This window comes from Streptomyces sp. HUAS MG91 (assembly GCF_040529335.1).
GTDB classification, from domain to species: Bacteria; Actinomycetota; Actinomycetes; order Streptomycetales; family Streptomycetaceae; genus Streptomyces; species Streptomyces tabacisoli.
This window is the reverse complement of record NZ_CP159534.1, coordinates 2,276,417-2,297,527: the sequence shown is the minus strand read 5'-3', so window position 1 is coordinate 2,297,527 and position 21,111 is coordinate 2,276,417. Positions and strand designations below refer to the sequence as shown.

Annotated in this window: 18 protein-coding genes; 11 read left to right on the top strand and 7 right to left on the bottom strand. The window is 71.4% G+C overall.

The window, feature by feature from the left end; translation table 11 throughout:
* The first annotated feature begins 599 nt into the window (after positions 1 to 599).
* The 5 genes from ABII15_RS10635 to ABII15_RS10615 all read left to right on the top strand — a co-directional run bounded on the left by ABII15_RS10635 (position 600) and on the right by ABII15_RS10615 (position 5,553).
* On the top strand, positions 600 to 1,649 hold the full coding sequence (locus tag ABII15_RS10635) for a TraR/DksA C4-type zinc finger protein (protein WP_353942045.1): 1,050 nt from the start codon (positions 600 to 602) through the stop codon (positions 1,647 to 1,649).
* Between the two features lie 118 nt (positions 1,650 to 1,767).
* Positions 1,768 to 2,346 carry a signal peptidase II gene (lspA, locus tag ABII15_RS10630; protein WP_353942044.1) on the top strand — a complete coding sequence of 193 codons (579 nt, stop codon included), beginning with the start codon at positions 1,768 to 1,770 and terminating at the stop codon, positions 2,344 to 2,346.
* A gap of 62 nt (positions 2,347 to 2,408) precedes the next feature.
* Complete coding sequence (locus ABII15_RS10625; protein WP_353942043.1) at positions 2,409 to 3,350, top strand: RluA family pseudouridine synthase; 942 nt, start codon at positions 2,409 to 2,411, stop codon at positions 3,348 to 3,350.
* Complete coding sequence (locus ABII15_RS10620; protein ID WP_353942042.1) at positions 3,347 to 3,817, top strand: GNAT family N-acetyltransferase; 471 nt, start codon at positions 3,347 to 3,349, stop codon at positions 3,815 to 3,817. The genes ABII15_RS10625 and ABII15_RS10620 overlap by 4 nt, the downstream gene beginning before the upstream one ends.
* 149 nt (positions 3,818 to 3,966) lie before the next feature.
* On the top strand, positions 3,967 to 5,553 hold the full coding sequence (locus ABII15_RS10615; RefSeq protein ID WP_353942041.1) for a Na+/H+ antiporter: 1,587 nt from the start codon (positions 3,967 to 3,969) through the stop codon (positions 5,551 to 5,553).
* A gap of 207 nt (positions 5,554 to 5,760) precedes the next feature.
* Here the strand turns inward: ABII15_RS10615 and ABII15_RS10610 are convergent, their stop codons facing one another.
* A complete protein-coding gene (locus tag ABII15_RS10610; protein ID WP_353947018.1) occupies positions 5,761 to 6,870 on the bottom strand; it encodes a mechanosensitive ion channel domain-containing protein in 1,110 nt (369 codons plus the stop codon).
* Positions 6,871 to 6,939: 69 nt separating this feature from the next.
* On the opposite strand from ABII15_RS10610, the gene ABII15_RS10605 reads away from it, so the two are divergent.
* Positions 6,940 to 7,509, top strand: a complete 570-nt coding sequence (locus tag ABII15_RS10605) for a dienelactone hydrolase family protein (RefSeq protein ID WP_353942040.1) — start codon at positions 6,940 to 6,942, stop codon at positions 7,507 to 7,509.
* A gap of 16 nt (positions 7,510 to 7,525) precedes the next feature.
* Here the strand turns inward: ABII15_RS10605 and ABII15_RS10600 are convergent, their stop codons facing one another.
* From ABII15_RS10600 to ABII15_RS10585, 4 genes are all read right to left on the bottom strand, one after another.
* The gene (locus ABII15_RS10600; protein ID WP_353942039.1) at positions 7,526 to 9,172 is read right to left on the bottom strand and encodes an alkaline phosphatase D family protein; all 1,647 of its coding nucleotides are present in this window, start codon (positions 9,170 to 9,172) and stop codon (positions 7,526 to 7,528) included.
* Positions 9,173 to 9,268: 96 nt separating this feature from the next.
* Positions 9,269 to 10,114, bottom strand: coding sequence for a thioredoxin domain-containing protein (locus tag ABII15_RS10595; protein ID WP_353942038.1), 846 nt, complete (start codon positions 10,112 to 10,114; stop codon positions 9,269 to 9,271).
* Between the two features lie 52 nt (positions 10,115 to 10,166).
* On the bottom strand, positions 10,167 to 10,844 hold the full coding sequence (locus tag ABII15_RS10590; RefSeq protein WP_353942037.1) for a hypothetical protein: 678 nt from the start codon (positions 10,842 to 10,844) through the stop codon (positions 10,167 to 10,169).
* Between the two features lie 55 nt (positions 10,845 to 10,899).
* Positions 10,900 to 12,225, bottom strand: coding sequence for a DUF2252 domain-containing protein (locus ABII15_RS10585; RefSeq protein WP_353942036.1), 1,326 nt, complete (start codon positions 12,223 to 12,225; stop codon positions 10,900 to 10,902).
* 177 nt (positions 12,226 to 12,402) lie between these two features.
* Here ABII15_RS10585 and dnaE point away from each other — a divergent pair, with 177 nt between their 5' ends.
* Positions 12,403 to 15,942 carry a DNA polymerase III subunit alpha gene (gene dnaE, locus ABII15_RS10580; RefSeq protein WP_353942035.1) on the top strand — a complete coding sequence of 1,180 codons (3,540 nt, stop codon included), beginning with the start codon at positions 12,403 to 12,405 and terminating at the stop codon, positions 15,940 to 15,942.
* 74 nt (positions 15,943 to 16,016) lie between these two features.
* Here dnaE and ABII15_RS10575 read toward each other — a convergent pair whose 3' ends face one another.
* Positions 16,017 to 16,181 carry a hypothetical protein gene (locus ABII15_RS10575; RefSeq protein ID WP_351443714.1) on the bottom strand — a complete coding sequence of 55 codons (165 nt, stop codon included), beginning with the start codon at positions 16,179 to 16,181 and terminating at the stop codon, positions 16,017 to 16,019.
* Positions 16,182 to 16,424: 243 nt separating this feature from the next.
* On the opposite strand from ABII15_RS10575, the gene ABII15_RS10570 reads away from it, so the two are divergent.
* The 4 genes from ABII15_RS10570 to ABII15_RS10555 all read left to right on the top strand — a co-directional run bounded on the left by ABII15_RS10570 (position 16,425) and on the right by ABII15_RS10555 (position 20,414).
* Positions 16,425 to 17,666, top strand: coding sequence for an NYN domain-containing protein (locus ABII15_RS10570; protein WP_353942034.1), 1,242 nt, complete (start codon positions 16,425 to 16,427; stop codon positions 17,664 to 17,666).
* Positions 17,667 to 17,870: 204 nt separating this feature from the next.
* Positions 17,871 to 18,851 carry an ABC transporter ATP-binding protein gene (locus ABII15_RS10565; RefSeq protein WP_353947017.1) on the top strand — a complete coding sequence of 327 codons (981 nt, stop codon included), beginning with the start codon at positions 17,871 to 17,873 and terminating at the stop codon, positions 18,849 to 18,851.
* Entirely contained in the window at positions 18,848 to 19,681 is an 834-nt protein-coding gene (locus tag ABII15_RS10560; RefSeq protein ID WP_353942033.1) for an ABC transporter permease, read from the top strand. Before ABII15_RS10565 ends, ABII15_RS10560 begins: the two co-directional genes overlap by 4 nt.
* Before the next feature lie 34 nt (positions 19,682 to 19,715).
* Complete coding sequence (locus ABII15_RS10555) at positions 19,716 to 20,414, top strand: DUF2567 domain-containing protein (RefSeq protein WP_353942032.1); 699 nt, start codon at positions 19,716 to 19,718, stop codon at positions 20,412 to 20,414.
* Positions 20,415 to 20,600: 186 nt separating this feature from the next.
* Here the strand turns inward: ABII15_RS10555 and ybaK are convergent, their stop codons facing one another.
* Positions 20,601 to 21,104: a Cys-tRNA(Pro) deacylase gene (gene ybaK, locus ABII15_RS10550; RefSeq protein WP_353942031.1), complete on the bottom strand. Its 504-nt coding sequence runs from the start codon at positions 21,102 to 21,104 to the stop codon at positions 20,601 to 20,603.
* Between the last annotated feature and the right edge of the window lie 7 nt (positions 21,105 to 21,111).

The following is a 21,111-nucleotide window of genomic DNA, read 5'->3' as shown; positions in this document are numbered from 1 at the left end:
CCTTCTTCCGTCGGAGGGACGAGAGCCTGCCGCCACTGCCGTGCGACGTACGCCGTGTGCGGCGCGCTCCCGCGGTACCACCCTCCTTGGCCCTCCGGAGCGTGTGCTCCGGCGAACCCCCTCATTGGGGTCGCGATGCCGGGTCTAGCGGCCCCTGGACCTCGTCCTGGGCGTTCTTCCGGCGGCTCCGGGGTGATCTTCGCGTCGCGCTCGCCCCCGGGCTTCCACCGGCCCCGGGTCGCTCCTGGCTGCGTACGCCGCTACTCGTCCCCATCCATGCTTTTCGCTCCGCCCAGTGTACGGCGCCCGGGACGGGGCGGCAGACCGGTTTTCCCGGGGTCCGCGGCGGGCCGCGCCGCCCGGGTCGGGTGACCCGAATGGCGACACGCGCGCGGACCGGTCCCGGCGTGGGCCGCCGGCGGGCGGATTACCGGTCGGGGAGCTGGGCACAACGCTTGCAGGTTCGTCGCGCGCCGGGCGCCGGACCGTGGTGGAGGGGGTGGATCGGGGCGGGTGTCCCGTTGCCGCGGGCCTGGAGTCGATTTATCGTCCCAGCACGATTCGCGAGCAAGATCACAATATGTGAAGGGGCCGCGGCCATGGTGGCGAAGAAGACCGCCGTTCAGCAGTCGGAGTCCGGCAGATCGACGGGCGCGGGTGCCTCCGGCGGGGCGGCCCGCGCCACTGCCTCCGGCGGTGCCGGGAAGGACGTGGGGGGCAAGAAGAGCGCACGGGCGGAGGTGGCCGGGGACACCGCGGCGCCCAGGAAGGCGGCCAAGGCGGCCGAGGTGGCCAAAACGGCCGAGGCGGCGGACAGTGCGCCCGCGAAGAGCGCGCCCGCCAAGAGCGCGAAGAGCGCCGCGCCCGCCAAGAAGGCCACGAAGAGCACCAAGGGCGCGGCGAAGAAGACCGCGAAGGCGACCTCCGCCTCCGCGAAGAACGCGTCCGGCGCCGACACGGCGGCCGACGGCGCCGCCGAGGGCACCGAGCGACCCGCGGCCGCGCCCCGTACGAGCACGAGGACCGGTGCCGGGGACGGCACCGCGAGCACGGCGAGGCCCGGTACCGCCAAGAAGGCCACCGGGCGCAAGAGCGCGGCGAAGAAGGCGGTCGCCTCCGCGGCCGAGGACGCGGCCGAGGCCGCGAAGACGACGGGAGCCACGACAGTGGTTGCGAAGAAGACACAGGGGACGGCCACGGCCGCGAAGAAGCCCGAAGCGGTTCCCAAGGCGCGGGCGGCCGCCGCCGAACCCGGCGAGCTGGCGGTCCGGCCCGGCGAGGAGCCCTGGACCCCGGACGAGGTCGAGGAGGCGCGCGCCGAGCTGCAGAGCGAGGTGCTGCGGCTCGGCAGCGAGATCGCCGCCGCCGAGGAGGGCCTCGCCGGCCTGATGCGGGACTCCGGGGACGGCGCGGGCGACGACGACGCCGACACGGGCACGAAGAACATCACGCGTGAGCACGAGATGGCGCTCGCGGCCAACGCGCGCGAGATGCTGCTCCAGACCGAGCGGGCGCTGGAGCGGCTCGACGCCGGCACCTACGGGCTCTGCGAGAACTGCGGGAACCCCATCGGCAAGGCGCGCATGCAGGCCTTCCCGCGGGCCACCCTGTGTGTGGAGTGCAAGCAGAAGCAGGAGCGGCGCTACTGAGCGTCAGCACCCGTCGCGCAGCCGAGAAGCAGCCGAGTCGTGGCCGTACCGTCCTCGTACGGCCGCACACGTGTGCCGTACGCTCGTCCCCAGTCAGGTACTAGGTTGAGGGACTCACGTGGCAGAAGCGGAGCGCGTCATCGGTACGCCGGATTCCTCTGAGACGGGGGCGGTCGAGCCCGAGCAGGCCGCCGCCGCCGAGCGGCCCAAGGGCAGGCGGCGGCTCGTCGTGCTGCTCGCCGTGGCCGCGCTCGCGTACGCCCTCGACCTCGTGAGCAAGCTCATCGTGGTCGCGAAGCTGGAGCACCAGGACTCCATCCGGGTCCTCGGCGACTGGCTCCAGCTGGAAGTGATCCGCAACCCCGGCGCCGCCTGGGGCATGGGCGAGGCCTTCACGATCGTCTTCACGGTGATCGCGGCCGCGGTGATCGTCGTCATCGTGCGGCTCGCGAAGAAGCTCTACAGCACGCCGTGGGCGATCGCGCTCGGGCTGCTGCTCGGCGGCGCGCTCGGCAATCTCACCGACCGGATCTTCCGGGCACCCGGTGTCTTCGAGGGCGCCGTCGTGGACTTCATCGCGCCGAAGCACTACCCGGTGTTCAATCTGGCCGACTCCGCGATCGTGTGCGGCGGCATCCTGATCGTGCTGCTGTCCTTCCGCGGGATCGACCCCGACGGCACCGTCCACAAGGACTGACCGCGGCCCTGGTGGCAGGGCTGCGGTTCGGGGCTGTCGGTGCGCTCCTGCATACTCGACGGGTGAGCACGATTCCCGAGATCCGAACCCTGCCCGTGCCCGACGGCCTGGAGGGCGAGCGCGTCGACGCCGCCATCTCCCGCATGTTCGGCTTCTCCCGCACCAAGGCCGCCGAGCTCGCCGCCGCCGGGAAGGTCACGGTCGACGGCTCGGTCGTGGGCAAGTCCGAGCGGGTGCACGGCGGGGCCTGGCTCGAGGTGGAGATGCCGCAGGCGCCCGCCCCGGTGCAGATCGTCGCCGAGCCCGTCGAGGGCATGGAGATCGTGCACGACGACGACGACATCGTCGTCATCGTGAAGCCGGTGGGCGTCGCCGCCCACCCCAGCCCCGGCTGGACCGGCACGACCGTGATCGGCGGCCTCGCCGCGGCCGGGTACCGGATCTCGACGTCGGGCGCCGCCGAGCGCCAGGGCATCGTGCACCGGCTCGACGTCGGCACCTCCGGCCTGATGGTCGTCGCCAAGTCCGAGCGCGCGTACACCTCGCTGAAGCGCCAGTTCAAGGAGCGCGTCCCGGACAAGCGCTACCACGCGCTCGTGCAGGGCCACCCCGACCCGATGAGTGGCACGATCGACGCCCCCATCGGCCGGCACCCGAACCACGACTACAAGTGGGCCGTGACCGCCGACGGCAAGCCGTCCGTCACGCACTACGACCTCATCGAGGCCTTCCGCGCGGCTTCCCTGCTCGACATCAAGCTGGAGACGGGCCGCACCCACCAGATCCGGGTGCACATGTCCGCGCACCGGCACCCGTGCGTCGGCGACCTCACGTACGGCGCCGACCCCACCCTCGCCAAGCGCCTCGGCATCACCCGACAGTGGCTGCACGCGGTGCGCCTCGGGTTCGAGCACCCGTCCGACGGCCAGTGGGTCGAGTTCGCGAGCGAGTACCCCGACGACCTCCAGACGGCGCTGGACCGGGTCCGGGCGGAGAGCGCATGAGCGCCGCGTACGACCTCCGCGTCGCCGAGTCCGAGACGGACCGGGCCGCCTGCTTCGCCGTCCGCAGGGACGTCTTCGTCACCGAGCAGGGCGTGCCGCAGGAGCTGGAGTACGACGCGTACGACACGGACGCCGTGCACGTGCTGGCCGTCCGGGAGGACGGGACCGCGCTCGGCACCGGCCGGCTGCTGACCGGCGAGGCCGCCGCGGTGAAGAACGGCGGGGCCGAGGACGTCGGCGCCCTCGGCCGCCTCGCCGTGGCCAAGGCCGCCCGGGGCCTCGGAGTGGGCGCCGCCCTGGTCGGCGCCATCGAGGACGCCGCCCGGGACCGCGGGCTCTCGGCCGTCGATCTGCACGCCCAGACCCACGCGCTGGGCTTCTACGAGCGGCTCGGGTACGAGGTCTACGGCCCGGAGTTCCCGGACGCCGGGATTCCGCACCGGGCGATGCGCAAGTCGATCCGCTGAGCCCGGGCGCGGCCCGGTCCGGCTCGGGACCGGGTTCGCCGCCGCTCGAATCGGTGCGCCCCGCACCGCTTTCGAGCCGTTCTGCCCCGGATCGCGTGGCACCCTGGACGACGGTACCCACATGATCGTCGAGCCTGGTCGGAGCATCCGTGGATCAATTGGCCCTGCTGTTCGTGCTGCTGCTCGGGGCCGTCCTGAGCGTGCCGCTCGGCGACCGGCTCAAGCTGCCCGCGCCGATCCTGATGACCCTGCTCGGCATCGTGCTCGCCCTGATCCGGGCCGTGCCGAACGTCGACATCGACCCCGACCTGATCCTGCCCCTCGTGCTGCCGCCGCTGCTCTACGCGGCCGTGCACCGCACGTCCTGGCGGCAGTTCGCGGCCAACAAGCGGCCCATCTTCCTGCTCGCCGTCGCCCTCGTCTTCGTCACCACGGCCGGCGTCGCCTTCGTCGCGAACGCCGTGGTGCCCGGTCTGTCGCTCGCCGCGGCCGTCGCGCTCGGCGCGCTGGTGGCGCCGCCCGACCCGGTCGCCGCGACCGCCGTCGCGGGCCAACTCGGGCTGCCCCGGCGGATGGTGTCGATCCTGGAGGGCGAGGGGCTGTTCAACGACGTGACGGCGATCGTGCTCTACCACGTCGCCATCGCCGCCGCCGTCAGCGGCACCTTCTCCCTGCCCCGGGCCGCCTTCGACCTCGTACTCTCCGCCGTCGTCGCGATCGCCGTCGGGTTCGGGCTCGGCTGGGCCGCCAACAAGCTCATGGGCTACCTCGGCGACGCCACCCTCCAGATCGGCCTGACCCTCCTCATCCCGTACGCCTCGTACGTCCTCGCCGAGGAGCTCAAGGGCTCGGGCGTGCTCGCCGTCCTGACCACGGCGATCTTCCTCGCCGAACACGCCTTCGACGCCGATGACGTGCTCACCCGGCTCACCGGCCGCGCCTTCTGGGACGTCGTCGACACCCTCGTCACCGGTGTCGCCTTCGGACTGATCGGCCTGGAGGTGCACAACGTCATCAGGACCGCGCAGGGCCGCTGGGGCGAGATGCTGGGCTGGTCGGCCGCGGTCGTCGCCGTCGTCATCGTCGTACGGCTGCTGTGGCTCGCGCCGATGACCTGGGTGACGAAACGGATGCACGCGCGTCGCGACTTCGACGAGGACATCCCGCTGAGCTGGCGGGAGACCGTCGTCATGTGGTGGTCCGGGATGCGCGGGGTGGCGTCGGTGGCGCTGGCCCTCGCCATCCCGCTGACCATGGACGACGGTTCGGCCTTCCCCGACCGCGACGAGATCGTCTTCATCGCCTTCGGCGTCATCATGGCGACCCTCGTGCTCCAGGGACTGAGCCTGCCCTGGCTGGTGACGAAGCTGAACGTGCGCGCCGACACCGAGGCCGAGCAGGAGTACGAGAAGGAGCTGGCGCTGCGCGCCGCGAAGGCCGCGAAGCGGCGGTACAAGGAGATCGAGGAGGTCGAGGAGCTGCCGGCCGAGGTGCAGGAGCAGATGCTGCGCCGGGCGTACGACATCGGGCTGCGCATCAATCCCGAGATGGGGGCCGAGGAGCGGCGCGAGACGCAGGCCAAGCGGTATACGCGGATCAAGCGGGTGCGGCGGATCCAGGCCGAGATGATGTCGGCCGCGCGGCATGAGGTGCTGGCCGCGCGCAGTGAGCCCGGGGCCAATCCGGAGGTCGTGGATCGGGTGCTGCGGCAGCTGGATGTACGGAGTCTGCGCTAGCCCTGCCGGGGGTGGCGGGGTGTCGTGGTTCCCCGCGCTTCGGGGTGGTTCTTCGGGCGCGGGCCGGTGGCCGCTTCTCGCGGAGTTCCCCGCGCCCCTGAAAACAAGTCGTCACGCGCGGCTCTCGTCGTGGCTGGTCGCGCAGTTCCCCGCGCCCCTGAAGGCATGCGCTGCGCGCGGCCTTCAGGGGCGCGGGGACGGCGATCGTCAGCCGCGGCCGGTGCGTGGGGCCTTGCCGTCGCGGGACAGGATGTGGCCGGAGAAGGCCTCCATGGCCTCGTCGGGGGCGAGCAGCGCCGTCGCCGTGTTGATGCGCGGCAGCGCGTACGGGTGCTTCTCGGTCAGCCAGCGCAGCATCTGCTCGCGGACCGTGACCCGCACCGTCCAGATGTCGTCGGCGTCCTTGGCCGTGACCAGGGCGCGGACCTGCATCGTGGAGGGCGTGGTGTCGGTGACGGCCAGCCCCCAGTCGCGGCCGTCCCAGGCGGCGCACTCGCCGAGGATGTCGCGCAGCCGCTCGCGCATCTCGTGCAGGGGCGCGCTGTGGTCGAGGTGGAAGAAGACGGTGCCGGTCATCTGGGCGCCGCCGCGGGACCAGTTCTCGAACGGCTTCGACGTGAAGTACGACACGGGCATGGTGATCCGGCGCTCGTCCCAGGTGCGGACGGCGAGGAAGGTGAGGGTGATCTCCTCGACCGTGCCCCACTCGCCGTCCACCACGACCGTGTCCCCGATGCGGACCATGTCGCCGAAGGCGATCTGCAGCCCGGCGAAGAGGTTGCCGAGCGTGGACTGGGCGGCGACACCGGCGACGATGCCGAGGATGCCGGCCGAGGCCAGCAGCGAGGCGCCGGCGGCGCGGAACGCGGGGAAGGTCAGCAGCATCGCCGCGACCGCCACCACGCCGACCACGGCCGTGACGACGCGCTGGATGAGGGCGACCTGGGTGCGCACCCGGCGGACCCGGGCGGGATCGCGGTGGACGGCGGCATAACGGGCGTAGGACGACTCGACGATCACCGCGGCGACCCGGATGATCAGCCAGGCGGTGGCGCCGATGAGCACCAGGCTGAGGGCCTGGCCGATCCCGGCGGAGTGCTCCTTGGCGAGCTTCGTCTGGTCGTACGAGCCGCGCAGCAGTGCCGCGCAGAGCACGAACTGGAGCGGCAGTCTGCAGCGGCGCAGCAGGCCCCACAGCGGTGTCTCGTGGTGGCGTCGGTCGGCGCGCTGCAGCAGCCGGTCCACAGCCCACCCGACGAGGAGGGTGATGAGGACCGAGCCACCGATCACGATCACCGGGCGCAGTACGTTCTCCATCTCCATGCCTTGGACCGTAACCGGGATCCGGCACGCCTAACCTGCGGCGTTCCTGGCACCATGGAACGCATGAACATCATGCTGTTCCACTCGACGTTCGGTCTGCGGCCCGCCGTGAAGGACGCGGCCGACCGGCTGCGCGCCGCCGGTCACGAGGTGTGGACCCCCGATCTCTTCGAGGGCCGCACCTTCGACACCGTCGAGGAGGGCATGGAGTTCAAGGAAGAGATCGGCAAGGACGAACTGCTGAAGCGGGCGGTGCTCGCGGCCGCGCCCTACTCCGACCGGGGCCTGGTCTACGCGGGCTTCTCGCTGGGCGCCTCCATCGCGCAGACCCTCGCGCTGGGCGACGAGAAGGCCCGCGGGCTGCTGCTGGTGCACGGCACGTCGGACATCGCGGAGACCGCGTCCGTGGACGAGCTGCCGGTCCAGCTGCACGTCGCCTCGCCGGACGTCTTCGAGACGGACGACTGGCTGAACACCTGGTACCTGCAGATGGGGCGCACGGGCGCCGACGTCGAGATCTACCGCTATCCCGGGGCCGGCCACCTCTACACCGACCCCGGACTGCCGGACTACGACGAGGAGGCCGCCGAGGCCACCTGGCGGGTGGCGCTCGGCTTCCTGGACTCGCTCTAGCCGGTCCGCGCGGACGTCACTTCACGGGCGCGTCCGCGCGTTCGGCCCTCTGGGTGCCGGTGCGCGTGCGGTACGAGCGTTCCCAGGCGGACGTGGCGTTCCGGTCGGTCCGGTCCGAGATCACGTAGTAGTCCATCTGCGCCCGCTCGGCGGTGACGTCCAGGACGCCGTAGCCGTGGGAGTCCATGTCGAGCCACTTCACGTGCCGGTTGGCCGCCTTGACGGCGCCCTCGGCCACCGTGGAGAGCGTGCCGGGCGCGACGTGCAGGATGTCGTCGAGGTTGTCGGACGTCACGGACGTGACCACGAACTCCGTCGCCGCGGACGGCGAGAGCGGGTAGGTGCCCGCGGTCACCGGGACGTCGTTGGCCCACGCCATGTGGATGTCGCCGGTCAGGAAGACGGTGTCCTTGATGCCGCGTTCGCGCAGGTGGGAGATCAGCTCCTTGCGGTCGTGCGTGTAGCCGTCCCACTGGTCGACGTTGATGGCCAGGCCCTCCTTGGGCAGGCCGAGCAACTCGGCGAGCGGTGCGAGGAGATGGGTCGGCAGGGAGCCGAAGGCGACCGGCGAGATCATCACCGAGGTGCCGACCAGCTTCCACTGCGCGTTCGAGGCGGCGAGCCCGGACTTCAGCCAGTCGAGCTGGGCGCGGCCGGTGATCGTGCGGCCGGGGTCGTCCACGGCGCCGCTGCCGACGCTCGCCTGCTGCGAGCGGAACGATCTCAGGTCCAGCAGGTGCAGGTCGGCCAGGGCGCCGAAGCGCAGCCGCCGGTAGACGGTGCCCGCGATGGACGGGCGCACCGGCATCCACTCGAAGTAGGCCTGCTTGGCGGCGTCCCTGCGGGCCGCCCAGGCGCCCTCGGTGTCGGGGGAGTGGTTCTCGGCGCCGCCCGACCAGGCGTCGTTGGCGAACTCGTGGTCGTCCCAGATGGCCACCAGCGGGTGGGCCGCGTGCATCGCCCGTACGTCGTCGTCGGTCTTGTGCGCCCCGTGCCGGGTCCGGTAGTCGGCCAGTGAGACGATCTCGTGGGCGGGCTGGTGCGGGCGGACGGTGTACTGCGCCGACGGGTACTCGCCGGTCCTGTACTCGTAGAGGTAGTCGCCGAGGTGCAGGACCGCGTCCAGGTCGGCGCGGGCGGCCAGGTGACGGTAGGCGGAGAACCAGCCGGCCTCCCAGTTGGCGCACGACACGACGCCGAAGCGCAGCTCCTCGCGGGCGTCGGCGGCGGGCGCGGTCCTGGTCCGTCCCACGGGCGAGTACGCGTCGCCCGTGAAGAAGCGGAAGTAATAGGCGCTCGCCGGGCGCAGGCCCCTTACATCCGCCTTCACGGTGTGGTCGGACGCGGCGCTCGCCGTCGTGGTGCCGCGGCCCACCACCGTACGGAACGCCGGGTCCTCGGCGATCTCCCAGCTCACCGGGGTGTCGGGCCCCTTGCCGGAGCCGGGCACGGCCTCGGCGGTCGGCGTCACCCGCGTCCACAGCAGGACGCCGTCGGGGAGCGGGTCGCCGGACGCGACGCCGTGCAGGAAGGCGGGCCCGTCGGCTGCCCGTGCCACGGGAGCCGCGAGCAGCGGGGCGGCGAGGGCGGCGCCGGCGGCCGCGGCCTTGACCACCGTACGGCGGCTCGGAGTTGAGATATCTGCGTGAAGTCGACTGGTCACGGAGGAGCACACTACTGACCGGTACGCGCCAAGGGCGGGCGAACTCCGAAGAGTTCGCCCGCCCTTCAGCGGTACGTCAGACGGGACCCGGCCGGATCAGCCCGCGAGCGCCTTCTGGATCGCCGTGTTGAACTCCGCCACCGTCATGGGGGCGTTCTGGCCGTCGGAGCCCACGAGCTTCTTGCCGTCCATGACGAGGGACGGGGTACCGCGCACGTCGTCCTTGTTCGAGTCGAACGTCTTGGACATCTTCATGGCCCAGTTGTCGTACGTGCCGTCCCGGACGTCCTTCTGGAAGGCCTTGTTGTCCTTCAGCGCGTCCACGGTGTTCGCGACCTTGATCAGGTAGTCGTCGCTCTTGAACTCGTCCTTGGTCTCGTCCGGGTGGTACTTCTTCGAGTACAGGGCGGTCTTGTAGTCGAGGAAGGCGTCCTGGCTGACGTTCAGGGCCGCGCCGAGCGCGCTCAGCGCGTTCTTGGAGCCCTCGCCGTTGGAGCCGATCTTGTCGCCGCCGTCGCCGTCGATGAAGGTGGCGCCGATGTACTGGATCTTGAACTTGCCGTCCTCGACGTCCTTGTGCACGGTCGAGCCGACCGTCTGCTCGAAGGCCGCGCAGACCGGGCAGCGCGAGTCCTCGTAGAGCTTCAGGGTCTTCTTCGCGCTGTCCTTGCCGATCACCACGGTCGTGCCGTTGGTACCGGTGGTGTGGGCGGGCGCCACGACGTCGGCGCTCTTCGCGTCCTTGGCCTCCTCCCAGTGGGAGGGCTTCATGGCCTGCACCGCGAAGTAGCCGACGCCGCCGGCTATCGCGAGGACACCCACGATGGACCCCACGACGATCGCCTGCCGCTTCGCCTTCGCCTTCTTCGCCTGCTTCTCGCGCTCGATCCGCAGCCGCTCGCGGGCCGCCGTCTTCGCCTGCTGGCTGTTGCGCTTGCTCATGATGTTCGTACTCCGTAGCTGTGAAGGATGAGGGGGACTGTCGTGTACTGGCTCAGGCGGCCAGGCACGGCGGTCCGCGCCGTCCCACGGAGTGCACCCAGATCCGGACGCGGGCGGCCGGCACCGGGGCGGCCGGGCGGGGCCGGGCGGCCACCGGCTCCAGATGCGCGGTGACCGTGGCCCAGGCGACGATCAGCGGCCGGAACGCGAACGCGGCCAGCGCGCGCAGCGACTGGGCCAGCGCCTGCTCGCCGCGGCGCAGCCACAGCGCCGCGAGCAGTCCGACCGTGACGTGCGCGCCGAGCAGCAGCCAGGAGGCCGCAGGTCCGGGGTGCGCGAGCAGGCCGGCGGCCCTGCCGGTGCCGCCGGTCATCTGCGCCAGGGGCGTGCCCACGTTCCCCGCGCACAGCACGTCGAAGCCGAACGAGCGCAGGGGACCCGCGACCGGGCCGCCCGCCGCCCCGTAACAGACGTGCTGCCCGGTGGTGAAGACCGTGTCCGCGGCCAGCTCCAGCGGGACCAGCAGCGCCGCGATCCGCCCGAAGCCGCGCTCACGTCCGGCGAGCGCGTACGCGATCACGAACACGGCGGCGGCGATCGCGCCGACCGTCGGCAGCGGCAGCGGGGCCCGGGACAGCAGCACGTGCGACGCGGCGGACAGCGTCACGGCCACGGCCGTGAAGAGCGCCGCGCGCACGGCTTTGAGCTGGGTCCCGGATATGTCGTCCATCGCCGAGGAGTGTGCCATGGCCGACGGTAAACGATGCCTAAAGGGTGGCTGTGTGTCAGAGGCCGGGGATCCGGCCGTTGCGGAACAGGTCCACGAAGATCTGGTGGTCCTCCCGCGCGCGGGCGCCGTAGCGGTGCGCGAAGTCGACCAGGAGGTCGGCGAAACCGTCCTCGTCGGCGGCGATCGCCGCGTCGATCGCGCGCTCCGTGGAGAACGGCACCAGCGACTCGCCGGACTGGTCGTCGGCCGCCGCGTGCATCGTCGCCGTGGCCCGGCCGAGGTCGGCGACGACCGCGTCGATCTCCTCCGGGTCGTCGATGTCCGACCAGTCCAGGTCCACCGCGTACGGCGAGACCTCGGCGACCAGCTGCCCCGAGCCGTTCAGCTCCGTCCAGCCCAGCCACGGGTCCGCGTGGGCCTGGAGCGCGCGCTGCGAGATGACCGTGCGGTGCCCCTCGTGCTGGAAGTAGCCGCGGATCGCCGGGTCCGTGATGTGGCGCGAGACGGCCGGGGTCTGGGCCTGCTTCACGTAGATCACCACATCGTTCTCCAGGGCGTCGCTGTTGCCCTCCAGGAGGATGTTGTACGAGGGCAGGCCCGCCGAGCCGATGCCGATGCCGCGGCGCCCGACGACGTCCTTCACGCGGTACGAGTCCGGGCGGGCCAGCGACGACTCCGGCAGTGTCTCCAGATAGCCGTCGAAGGCCGCGAGCACCTTGTAGCGGGTCGCCGCGTCCAGCTCGATGGAGCCGCCGCCGGGCGCGAAGCGGCGCTCGAAGTCGCGGATCTCCGTCATGGAGTCGAGCAGCCCGAAGCGGGTGCGCGAGCGGGCGTCGCGCAGCGCGCCGAGCAGCGGGCCCTCGGCCGTGTCCAGGGTGAACGGCGGCACCTCGTCGTTCTTCGCGCCGGTGGCCAGCGAGTGGACCCGCTCGCGGTAGGCCGACGCGTACGTGCGCACCAGACCGGTGATCTGCTCGTCGCTGAACGCCTTCGCGTAGCCGATCAGCGCCACCGAGGCCGCGAAACGCTTCAGGTCCCAGGTGAAGGGGCCCACGTACGCCTCGTCGAAGTCGTTCACGTTGAAGACCAGCCGGCCGTTCGCATCCATGTACGTGCCGAAGTTCTCCGCGTGCAGGTCGCCGTGGATCCACACCCGGCTGGTGCGGTCGTCCAGGTACGGGCCGCCGTGCTGCTCACGCTCCAGGTCCTGGTAGAACAGGCAGGCCGTCCCGCGGTAGAAGGCGAAGGCCGAGGCCGCCATCTTGCGGAACTTGACCCGGAAGGCGGCGGGGTCCGCGGCGAGCAGCTCGCCGAACGCGGTGTCGAAGACGGCGAGGATCTGCTCGCCGCGCTCTCCAGCGGTGGGCTGCGGGTCCGACATCGCGGGGTGCCTCCTGGTGCAGATGGTGCGTGAGCTGTGTGACACGCAGGGCAGGTGTTCTGACCTGTCCAACGCCCGACCGTACTCCGGAGTGCCCGTCGGTTGTCAGCGGTCGGTCGTAGACTTCCAAGCTGTCCCCAGACCGTCGCCGCGCGTTTTCCATCGGAGGCCCCCACCGTGTCAAAGCCGCCCTTCACGCACCTGCACGTCCACACCCAGTACTCGCTGCTGGACGGTGCCGCGCGGCTGAAGGACATGTTCAACGCGTGCAACGAGATGGGCATGACGCACATCGCGATGTCCGACCACGGCAACCTGCACGGGGCGTACGACTTCTTCCACTCCGCGCAGAAGGCGGGCGTCACGCCGATCATCGGCATCGAGGCGTACGTCGCCCCGGAGTCGCGGCGCAACAAGCGGAAGATCCAGTGGGGTCAGCCGCACCAGAAGCGCGACGACGTGTCCGGTTCGGGTGGTTATACGCACAAGACGATCTGGGCGGCGAACAAGACGGGCCTGCACAACCTGTTCAAGCTGTCCTCGGACGCGTACGCCGAGGGCTGGCTGCAGAAGTGGCCGCGCATGGACAAGGAGACGATCTCCCAGTGGAGCGAGGGCCTGATCGCCTCCACCGGCTGTCCCTCCGGTGAGCTGCAGACCCGGCTGCGCCTCGGCCAGTTCGACGAGGCCCTGAAGGCGGCCTCGGAGTACCAGGACATCTTCGGCAAGGACCGGTACTTCCTGGAGCTGATGGACCACGGCATCGAGATCGAGCGCCGGGTCCGCGACGGCCTCCTCGAGATCGGCAAGAAGCTCGGCATCCCGCCCCTGGTGACGAACGACTCGCACTACACGTACTCCCACGAGTCCGTCGCGCACGACGCCCTGCTCTGCATCCAGACCGGCAAGAACCTCTCGGACCCGGACCGCTTCCGGTTCGACGGCACGGGCTACTACCTGAAGTCGACCGACGAGATGTACGCCATCGACTCCTCGGACGCCTGGCAGGAGGGCTGCCGCAACACCCTGCTGGTCGCCGAGCAGATCGACACCACCGGCATGTTCGAGAAGCGCGACCTCATGCCGAAGTTCGAGATCCCCGAGGAGGGCTACACCAACACCACCTGGTTCAAGGAGGAGGTGCGCCGCGGCATGGCGCGCCGCTTCCCCGGCGGTGTCCCCGAGGACCGGCAGAAGCAGGCCGAGTACGAGATGGACATCATCATCCAGATGGGGTTCCCCGGGTACTTCCTGGTGGTCGCCGACTTCATCATGTGGGCGAAGAACAACGGCATCGCGGTGGGCCCCGGCCGTGGCTCCGCGGCCGGCTCGATCGTCGCGTACGCCATGGGCATCACCGACCTCGACCCGATCGAGCACGGACTGATCTTCGAGCGGTTCCTCAACCCCGAGCGCGTCTCCATGCCCGACGTCGACATCGACTTCGACGAGCGCAGGCGCGTCGAAGTGATCAGGTACGTGACCGAGAAGTACGGCGCCGACAAGGTCGCCATGATCGGCACCTACGGCAAGATCAAGGCCAAGAACGCGATCAAGGACTCCGCGCGCGTGCTCGGCTACCCGTACGCGATGGGCGACCGCCTCACCAAGGCGATGCCCGCCGACGTCCTCGGCAAGGGCATCGACCTCGACGGCATCACCAACCCCTCGCACCCGCGCTACAGCGAGGCGGGCGAGATCCGCGGGATGTACGAGAACGAGCCGGACGTGAAGAAGGTCATCGACACCGCCAAGGGCGTCGAGGGCCTGGTCCGCCAGATGGGCGTGCACGCCGCCGGCGTCATCATGTCCAGCGAGCCGATCGTCGACCACGCCCCGCTGTGGACCCGGCACACCGACGGCGTGACCATCACGCAGTGGGACTACCCGCAGTGCGAGTCGCTCGGCCTGATCAAGATGGACTTCCTGGGCCTCAGGAACCTGACGATCATGGACGACGCCGTGAAGATGGTGGAGGCCAACAAGGGCAAGAAGCTGGAGCTCCTGTCCGTGCCGCTGGACGACCCCAAGACGTACGAACTGCTCTGCCGCGGTGACACGCTCGGCGTCTTCCAGTTCGACGGCGGGCCGATGCGCTCGCTGCTCCGCCAGATGCAGCCCGACAACTTCGAGGACATTTCCGCCGTGTCGGCCCTGTACCGGCCGGGCCCGATGGGCATGAACTCGCACACCAACTACGCCGAGCGCAAGAACGGCCGGCAGGAGATCACGCCGATCCACCCGGAGCTCGAAGAGCCCCTGAAGGAGACGCTGGGCCTTACCTACGGCCTCATCGTGTACCAGGAGCAGGTGCAGAAGGCCGCCCAGATCGTCGCCGGGTACTCGCTCGGCGAGGCCGACATCCTGCGCCGCGTGATGGGCAAGAAGAAGCCCGAGGAACTGGCGAAGAACTTCACCATCTTCCAGGAGGGCGCCCGGAAGAACGGCTTCTCCGACGCGGCGATCCAGGCCCTGTGGGACGTCCTGGTGCCCTTCGCCGGATACGCGTTCAACAAGGCGCACTCCTCCGCGTACGGCCTGGTCACCTACTGGACCGCGTACCTGAAGGCGAACTACCCGGCCGAGTACATGGCGGCGCTGCTCACCTCGGTGAAGGACGACAAGGACAAGTCGGCCGTCTATCTCAACGAGTGCCGGCGCATGAAGATCAAGGTCCTCCCGCCGAACGTGAACGAGTCGGTGCACAACTTCGCCGCCCAGGGCGACGACGTGATCCTCTTCGGCCTGGAGGCGGTCCGCAACGTCGGTACGAACGTCGTGGACGCGATCATCCGCTCGCGCAAGGCGAAGGGGAAGTACTCCTCGTTCCCCGACTACCTCGACAAGGTCGAGGCGGCGGCGTGCAACAAGAGGACGACCGAATCGCTGATCAAGGCGGGCGCGTTCGACGAGATGGGGCACACCCGCAAGGGCCTCACCGCGCAGTACGAGCCGATGATCGACAACGTCGTGGCGGTCAAGAGGAAGGAAGCGGAAGGGCAGTTCGACCTCTTCGGCGGCGCCGACGAGGAGAGCGACGCCCCGGGCTTCGGGCTCGACGTCGAGTTCTCCACCGACGAGTGGGACAAGACCTACCTGCTCGCCCAGGAGCGCGAGATGCTCGGCCTGTACGTCTCCGACCACCCGCTGTTCGGCCTGGAGCACGTGCTCTCCGACAAGGCGGACGCGGGCATCGGGCAGCTCACCGGCGGTGACTTCGGTGACGGCGCGGTCGTCACGGTCGGCGGCATCATCTCGGGCCTCCAGCGCAAGATGACCAAGCAGGGCAACGCCTGGGCGATCGCCACCGTCGAGGACCTCGCCGGTTCCATCGAGTGCATGTTCTTCCCGGCCACCTATCAGCTGGTGTCCACCCAGCTCGTCGAGGACGCGGTCGTCTTCGTCAAGGGCCGGCTCGACAAGCGCGAGGACGTGCCGCGTCTGGTCGCCATGGAGATGCAGGTCCCCGACCTGTCGAACGCGGGCCCGAACGCGCCGGTGATCCTCACCATCCCCGCCCTGAAGGTGACCCCGCCGATGGTCAGCCGCCTCGGTGAGATCCTCTCCAACCACCGGGGCGACAGCGAGGTGCGGATCAAGCTCCAGGGCCCGCGCAAGACCACGGTCCTCCGGCTCGACCGGCACCGGGTCAAGCCGGACCCGGCGCTCTACGGCGATCTGAAGGTGCTGCTCGGCCCGTCCTGCCTGGCGGGCTGACACGACTGTGCGAGGGCCGCACCCGGACTACCGGGTGCGGCCCTCGCCGTGCCGCGACGGTCCCGCGGCGAACGTCAGTTGTGCCCGAAGCGGCGCTCGCGGTGCTTGCGGGCCACATCCCCCGGTGTGGCCTGGACGGCCGACTTCGCCTCGGCCTCCATGGCCGACGACCGGGCCTGCTCCTGCGGCTCTGCCGACTTCTGCTGCTGATTGCGGTTCTGCTTGCGGTTCTTGGCCATGGTGATTGCCTCCTGCGGGGGAACTAGGGGCCAGGGCCGGTTTCAGATTCACATAGCGGGAACAAGACCGCATTTCGGACTATTACCGTGTGTGATCCAGGGATCGGGTCCGGTTCGCGCCACCTTCACGGCTTCCGCCACGCCGAAGATCGAGTTCGGGCCGTTAAGGCCCGCGCTGTCGGGCAGACTCGAAGGAAACCCGAAGCGAACGCACGGGCGTGTCGGCGAAAGAGGGTGGACCGCATGGACCGTTGCATCGTCCTGGTGGACGCCGGGTATCTGCTGGGTGCTGCCGCGAGTCTCCTCGCGGGCGAGCCCTCCCGGTCCCGGATCCATGTCGACCACACCGCCCTCATCCAGGGGCTGCGCGAGCGCGCCGAGTCCGAGACCGAGCGCCAGCTGCTGCGCATCTACTGGTTCGACGGCGCCCCCGACCGGGTTCCGCAGCCCGAACACCGCAGGCTGCGCGTGATGCCCCGGGTCACCGTCCGGCTCGGCGCCCTGACCCGCAGCGACGGACGCTGGGCGCAGAAGGGCGTCGACGCCGCCATGCACGCCGAGCTGACCGAGCTGGCGCGCAACCGGGCCTGCTCCGACGTCGTCCTGGTCACCGGCGACGGCGATCTGCTGCCCGGCATGATGGCCGCCAAGGAGCACGGCGTCGCCGTCCACCTGTGGGCCGTCCAGGCCGCCGACGGCGACTACAACCAGTCCGAGGACCTGGTCGCCGAGGCCGACGAGCGGCGGGTGCTCGACCGGACCTGGATCACCAAGGCCGTCCGCGCCAAGGAACTCGGCGGCATCTGCGCCCCGCCGCCCGCCCCGCGCCCCGAGATCGCCGCGATCCTCTCCGCGCCGCTGCCCGAGTCCGCGCCGGCCGCCGCCGGGCGCCTCGCCGACCGGGACGCCGACGCGCCGCTCGTCCAGCACGCCCCCGCCGAGCGCGCCGAGCGGGCCGAGAGCGACCCCGAGGACCGCTCCGGCGCCGTCAAGGGCGTCCCCACCCCGAAGGACCTGGCCGCCCTGCGCGCGCCCGGCACCCAGCCCGCGCAGCACCCGGCCAACGCGACGCTGCGCTGGTCCTCCGACAAGGGCTGGGTCGAGCGGCCCGGCGGGGGCGGCGAGCCCCCGGATTCCGCGTCGCTGCCGACCCTGGCCCAGCTCACCACCGCCGAGCAGCGCTGGGCCGACCGCGAGGAGGACATCACCACGGTCGGCGGCGACCCGTACGAGGTGGGGCAGGTGTTCGCCCGGCGCTGGATGGGCCGCCTCGGCGACCAGACACAGCTGCAGAAGCTGTCGACCATGTACCCCCGGGTGCCGCACCGCATCGACGGCGAGCTGCTCCGGTACGCCGCGCGGTTCGGGCTGCTCGCCCACAAGGACGACCAGATCGACGAACACGACCGGTACGCGATCCGGGCCGGGTTCTGGCGGGAGGTCGATGTGCGGACCGGTGCCGAGCACGCTGCCGCGGGGGATTGAGCGCCGGGTGCGCCTTGCCGTCTGCCGTGTCGGCGCCGAGTGCCGTCCGCGGGTGCGTTGTGGCTGGTCGCGCCGTTCCCCGCGCCCCTTCAGGGCGCTTTTTGCCGCACCCGCGCGCAATGTGCGGCCTCCGACCCCGTACTCTCGTTCCTCGTGAGTACGCGCACCGGTGAGCCCGCCCTGGAGCATGACAGGGGTGCCGTCGTGTGCTCGGTGCGCGGGCTGCGGAAGACGTATCCGGCCTCGCGCGGGCGGCGTGGGACGCCCGGGACGCCCGCGGTGCGGGCCACCGACGAGGTCCGGCTCGACATCGCGCGCGGCGAGATCTTCGGCCTGCTCGGGCCGAACGGCGCCGGCAAGTCCACCCTCGTACGACAGCTGACCGGGCTCATGCGGCCGGACGCCGGAAGCGTCGAGATCCTCGGGCACGACATCGTGCGCCATCCGGAGCGGGCCTCGCGGATCCTCGCCTACCTCGGCCAGGAGTCGACCGCCCTCGACGAGCTCACCGTCTCCCTCGCCGCCGAGACCACCGGGCGGCTGCGCGGGCTCAGCCTCAAGGACGCCCGGGCCGAGCGCGACGACGTCCTCGACGAACTGGGCATCGCCGCCATCGCCGGGCGGCCGCTCAAGAAGCTCTCCGGCGGGCAGCGGCGGCTCGCCTGCTTCGCCGCCGTCCTCGTCGGCGAGCGGCCGCTGCTCGTGCTCGACGAGCCCACCACCGGCATGGACCCTGTCGCCCGCCGGGCCGTCTGGGCGGCCGTGGACCGCAGACGCGCCGAGCGCGGCGCCACCGTGCTGCTCGTCACCCACAACGTCATCGAGGCCGAGACCGTCCTCGACCGGGTCGCCGTGATGGACCAGGGCCGCGTCATCGCCTGCGACACCCCCGCCGGGCTCAAGGAGCGCGTCGCCGGCGAGGTGCGGGTCGAGCTGGTGTGGCGCCAGGAGGCGCCGACGGAGCTGGCCGAGGTCGCACGGCTGCGCGAGCACGCCGTCGAGTCCGGGCGGCGCTGGTCGCTGCGGCTCGCCCCCGACGAGGCCCGCCGCGCCGTCGCCGCCGTCACCGGCGGCCCGGCCTTCGACTTCCTCGACGACTTCACGCTCGCCACCCCGAGCCTGGAGGACGTGTACTTGGCGCTCGGCGGCAGCCGCAGCGGCGTGAAGGGCCTGGTGAAGGCATGAGTGTCGTATCCGCCGACGCGGTCCGGGCCGTGGAACCGGCCGTCACCGCCGACCCCGGCGCCGGCCGCGGCGAGGACGGGCTCGCGCCACGGGCCCGGTTCCTGCCGTCCCTCGCCGCCGTCTACCGCGCCCAGCTCTCCCGGGCCCGGGTGGCCCGGATCCCGCTGCTCTTCGTGGCGACCTTCCAGTCCATCGGGATCATGATCCTGATGCGGGGCGTCGTCGACGAGGGCGGCCGCGAGGCGCAGGCCGTCGTCGCCGGGTCCGCCGTGCTGGTCGTGGCGTTCGTCGCGCTGAACCTGCTGGCCCAGTACTTTGGCCAGCTGCGCGCCGCCGGCGGACTCGACCACTACGCGACGCTGCCGGTGCCGCCCGCCTCCGTGGTCCTGGGCGCGGCGGGCGCGTACGCGTCGTTCACCGTGCCGGGCACCCTGGTCACCGCGGTCGTCGGCTGCGCCATGTTCGATCTGCCGCTCGCCCATCTGTGGGTGCTCGCCGCCGTGATCCCGCTCGCCGGGGCCGCCCTCGCCGGACTCGGCGCCGCGCTCGGACTGCTCGCGCCCCGGCCGGAACTGGCCACCCTGCTCGGCCAGTTGGGCATGTCCGCGGCGCTGCTGCTCGGCGTGCTGCCCGCCGACCGGATGCCCGAAGCGGTGCGCTACGCCCGCGATCTGCTGCCGTCCACGTACGGCGTCGAGGCCTTCGCCCGCACCTTCGGCGACCACCCCGACTGGGCCGCCGTCCTGCTCGACCTGGGCGTCTGTGCCGCCGTCGGCGTCGCCTCGCTGGCCGTGGCGACCTGGGCGTACCGTCGGGCGGCCGTCCGGTGACGCGCCCGGCCGACACGCCTGGCACGATGGCAGGGTGACCGCACCGCTGACACCGCCGCCGCATCAACCCCCGGACGACAACGGGCACGGAAACCCGTGGCAGGCCCCGGACCCGATGGCCGGGCATCTGCCGCCGCCCGCGCCGTCCCCGGCACGCGAGGACGGGCCAGGACTGAAGGCCGAGCTGCGCGAGGCCGTCGTCGTGTTCGTCGGTGTCGCCCTGTTCGGGCTGCTCCTCGGCGTCCTGTGGCTGTGGCTCGCGCCGCGCGTCCCGCTCGTCTCCGACAGCACGGCCGTCTACCTCAAGGACAGCGAGGGCGAGCAGGCCATCGGGATCGACGGCACGTTCGCGCTGCTCGGACTGGCGTTCGGCGCCGTGACCGCCCTGCTCGTCTTCCTGTGGCGGCGGCGCGGCGGCATCGGGATCGTCGTGGCGCTCGCGCTGGGCGCGCTGCTCGGCGGGGTGCTCGCCTGGCGGTTCGGGATCTGGCTGGGACCGACGCGGGACGTCGCCGCCCACGCCAAGGAGGTCGGCAAGGGCGTCGTGTTCGACGCGCCCCTCGAACTGAAGGCCAAGGGCGCGCTGCTCGCGTGGCCGCTGGCCGCGATGGTCGTCCACCTCGCGCTCACCGGACTGTTCGGCCCCCGCGACCCCGACCCGTACGCGGAGTACTACGCGCCGCGGGGCACGGACGCGGCGCCGGGACCGGAGGCCCAGGGCTCCTCGATGTGACCGGCGCGAGCCCGGCCGGGGACACGGTCGACGGACCGCGTCCCCGGCCGGCTGTGCGAGGCACTGAACGTCAGGCGGGCCTGCGCCCGTGATTGGCCTTGCCCTTCTTGATCCGCCACTTGCGCTTGCGCGTCCTCTTCGACATGTCCTTGGTGCTTAGCCGAAGCGGCGCGGTCCGTCGAGGGGTCACGCACGCCCGACGGGCGCGAGCACCGCGCCGGTGAGCGCCGCCAGATCCGCGGCGGCCAGTTCGACCTCCAGGCCGCGGCGGCCCGCCGACACACAGATGGTCGGGTGCTCCGCGGCCGACGCGTCGATGACCGTCGGCAGCTTCTTGCGCTGCCCGAGCGGGGAGATGCCACCGCGTACGTAGCCCGTGGTGCGCTCGGCGAGCGCCGGGTCGGCCATCGCGGCCCGCTTGCCGCCGACCGCCGCCGCGAGCGCCTTCAGGTCGAGCTGGCCCGCCACCGGGACGACGGCGACGGTGAGCCGGCCGTCGACGTCCGCGACGAGCGTCTTGAAGACCCGGTCGGGGGAGACGCCCATCGCCTCGGCCGCCTCCTCGCCGTAACTGGGATGGGCCGGGTCGTGCTCGTAGGAGTGCACGGTGAAGGCGGTGCCCGCGGCCGTCAGCGCGACCGTCGCCGGAGTACCGCCGGACTGCTGCTGCTTCTTGGACTTCTTCGCCAACGTGCCG

Bases quoted from the DNA above. Each gene is read 5' to 3' on its own strand.
- ABII15_RS10635 (WP_353942045.1), top strand. From the start codon at position 600: ATGGTGGCGAAGAAGACCGCCGTTCAGCAGTCGGAGTCCGGCAGATCG.
- ABII15_RS10575 (WP_351443714.1), bottom strand. From the start codon at position 16,181: ATGGCCAAGAACCGCAAGCAGAACCGCAATCAGCAGCAGAAGTCGGCA.
- ABII15_RS10605 (WP_353942040.1), top strand. From the start codon at position 6,940: ATGAACATCATGCTGTTCCACTCGACGTTCGGTCTGCGGCCCGCCGTG.
- ABII15_RS10585 (WP_353942036.1), bottom strand. From the start codon at position 12,225: ATGTCGGACCCGCAGCCCACCGCTGGAGAGCGCGGCGAGCAGATCCTC.
- ABII15_RS10620 (WP_353942042.1), top strand. From the start codon at position 3,347: ATGAGCGCCGCGTACGACCTCCGCGTCGCCGAGTCCGAGACGGACCGG.
- ABII15_RS10610 (WP_353947018.1), bottom strand. From the start codon at position 6,870: ATGGAGAACGTACTGCGCCCGGTGATCGTGATCGGTGGCTCGGTCCTC.
- ABII15_RS10560 (WP_353942033.1), top strand. From the start codon at position 18,848: ATGAGTGTCGTATCCGCCGACGCGGTCCGGGCCGTGGAACCGGCCGTC.
- ABII15_RS10570 (WP_353942034.1), top strand. From the start codon at position 16,425: ATGGACCGTTGCATCGTCCTGGTGGACGCCGGGTATCTGCTGGGTGCT.
- ABII15_RS10595 (WP_353942038.1), bottom strand. From the start codon at position 10,114: ATGAGCAAGCGCAACAGCCAGCAGGCGAAGACGGCGGCCCGCGAGCGG.
- ABII15_RS10590 (WP_353942037.1), bottom strand. From the start codon at position 10,844: ATGGACGACATATCCGGGACCCAGCTCAAAGCCGTGCGCGCGGCGCTC.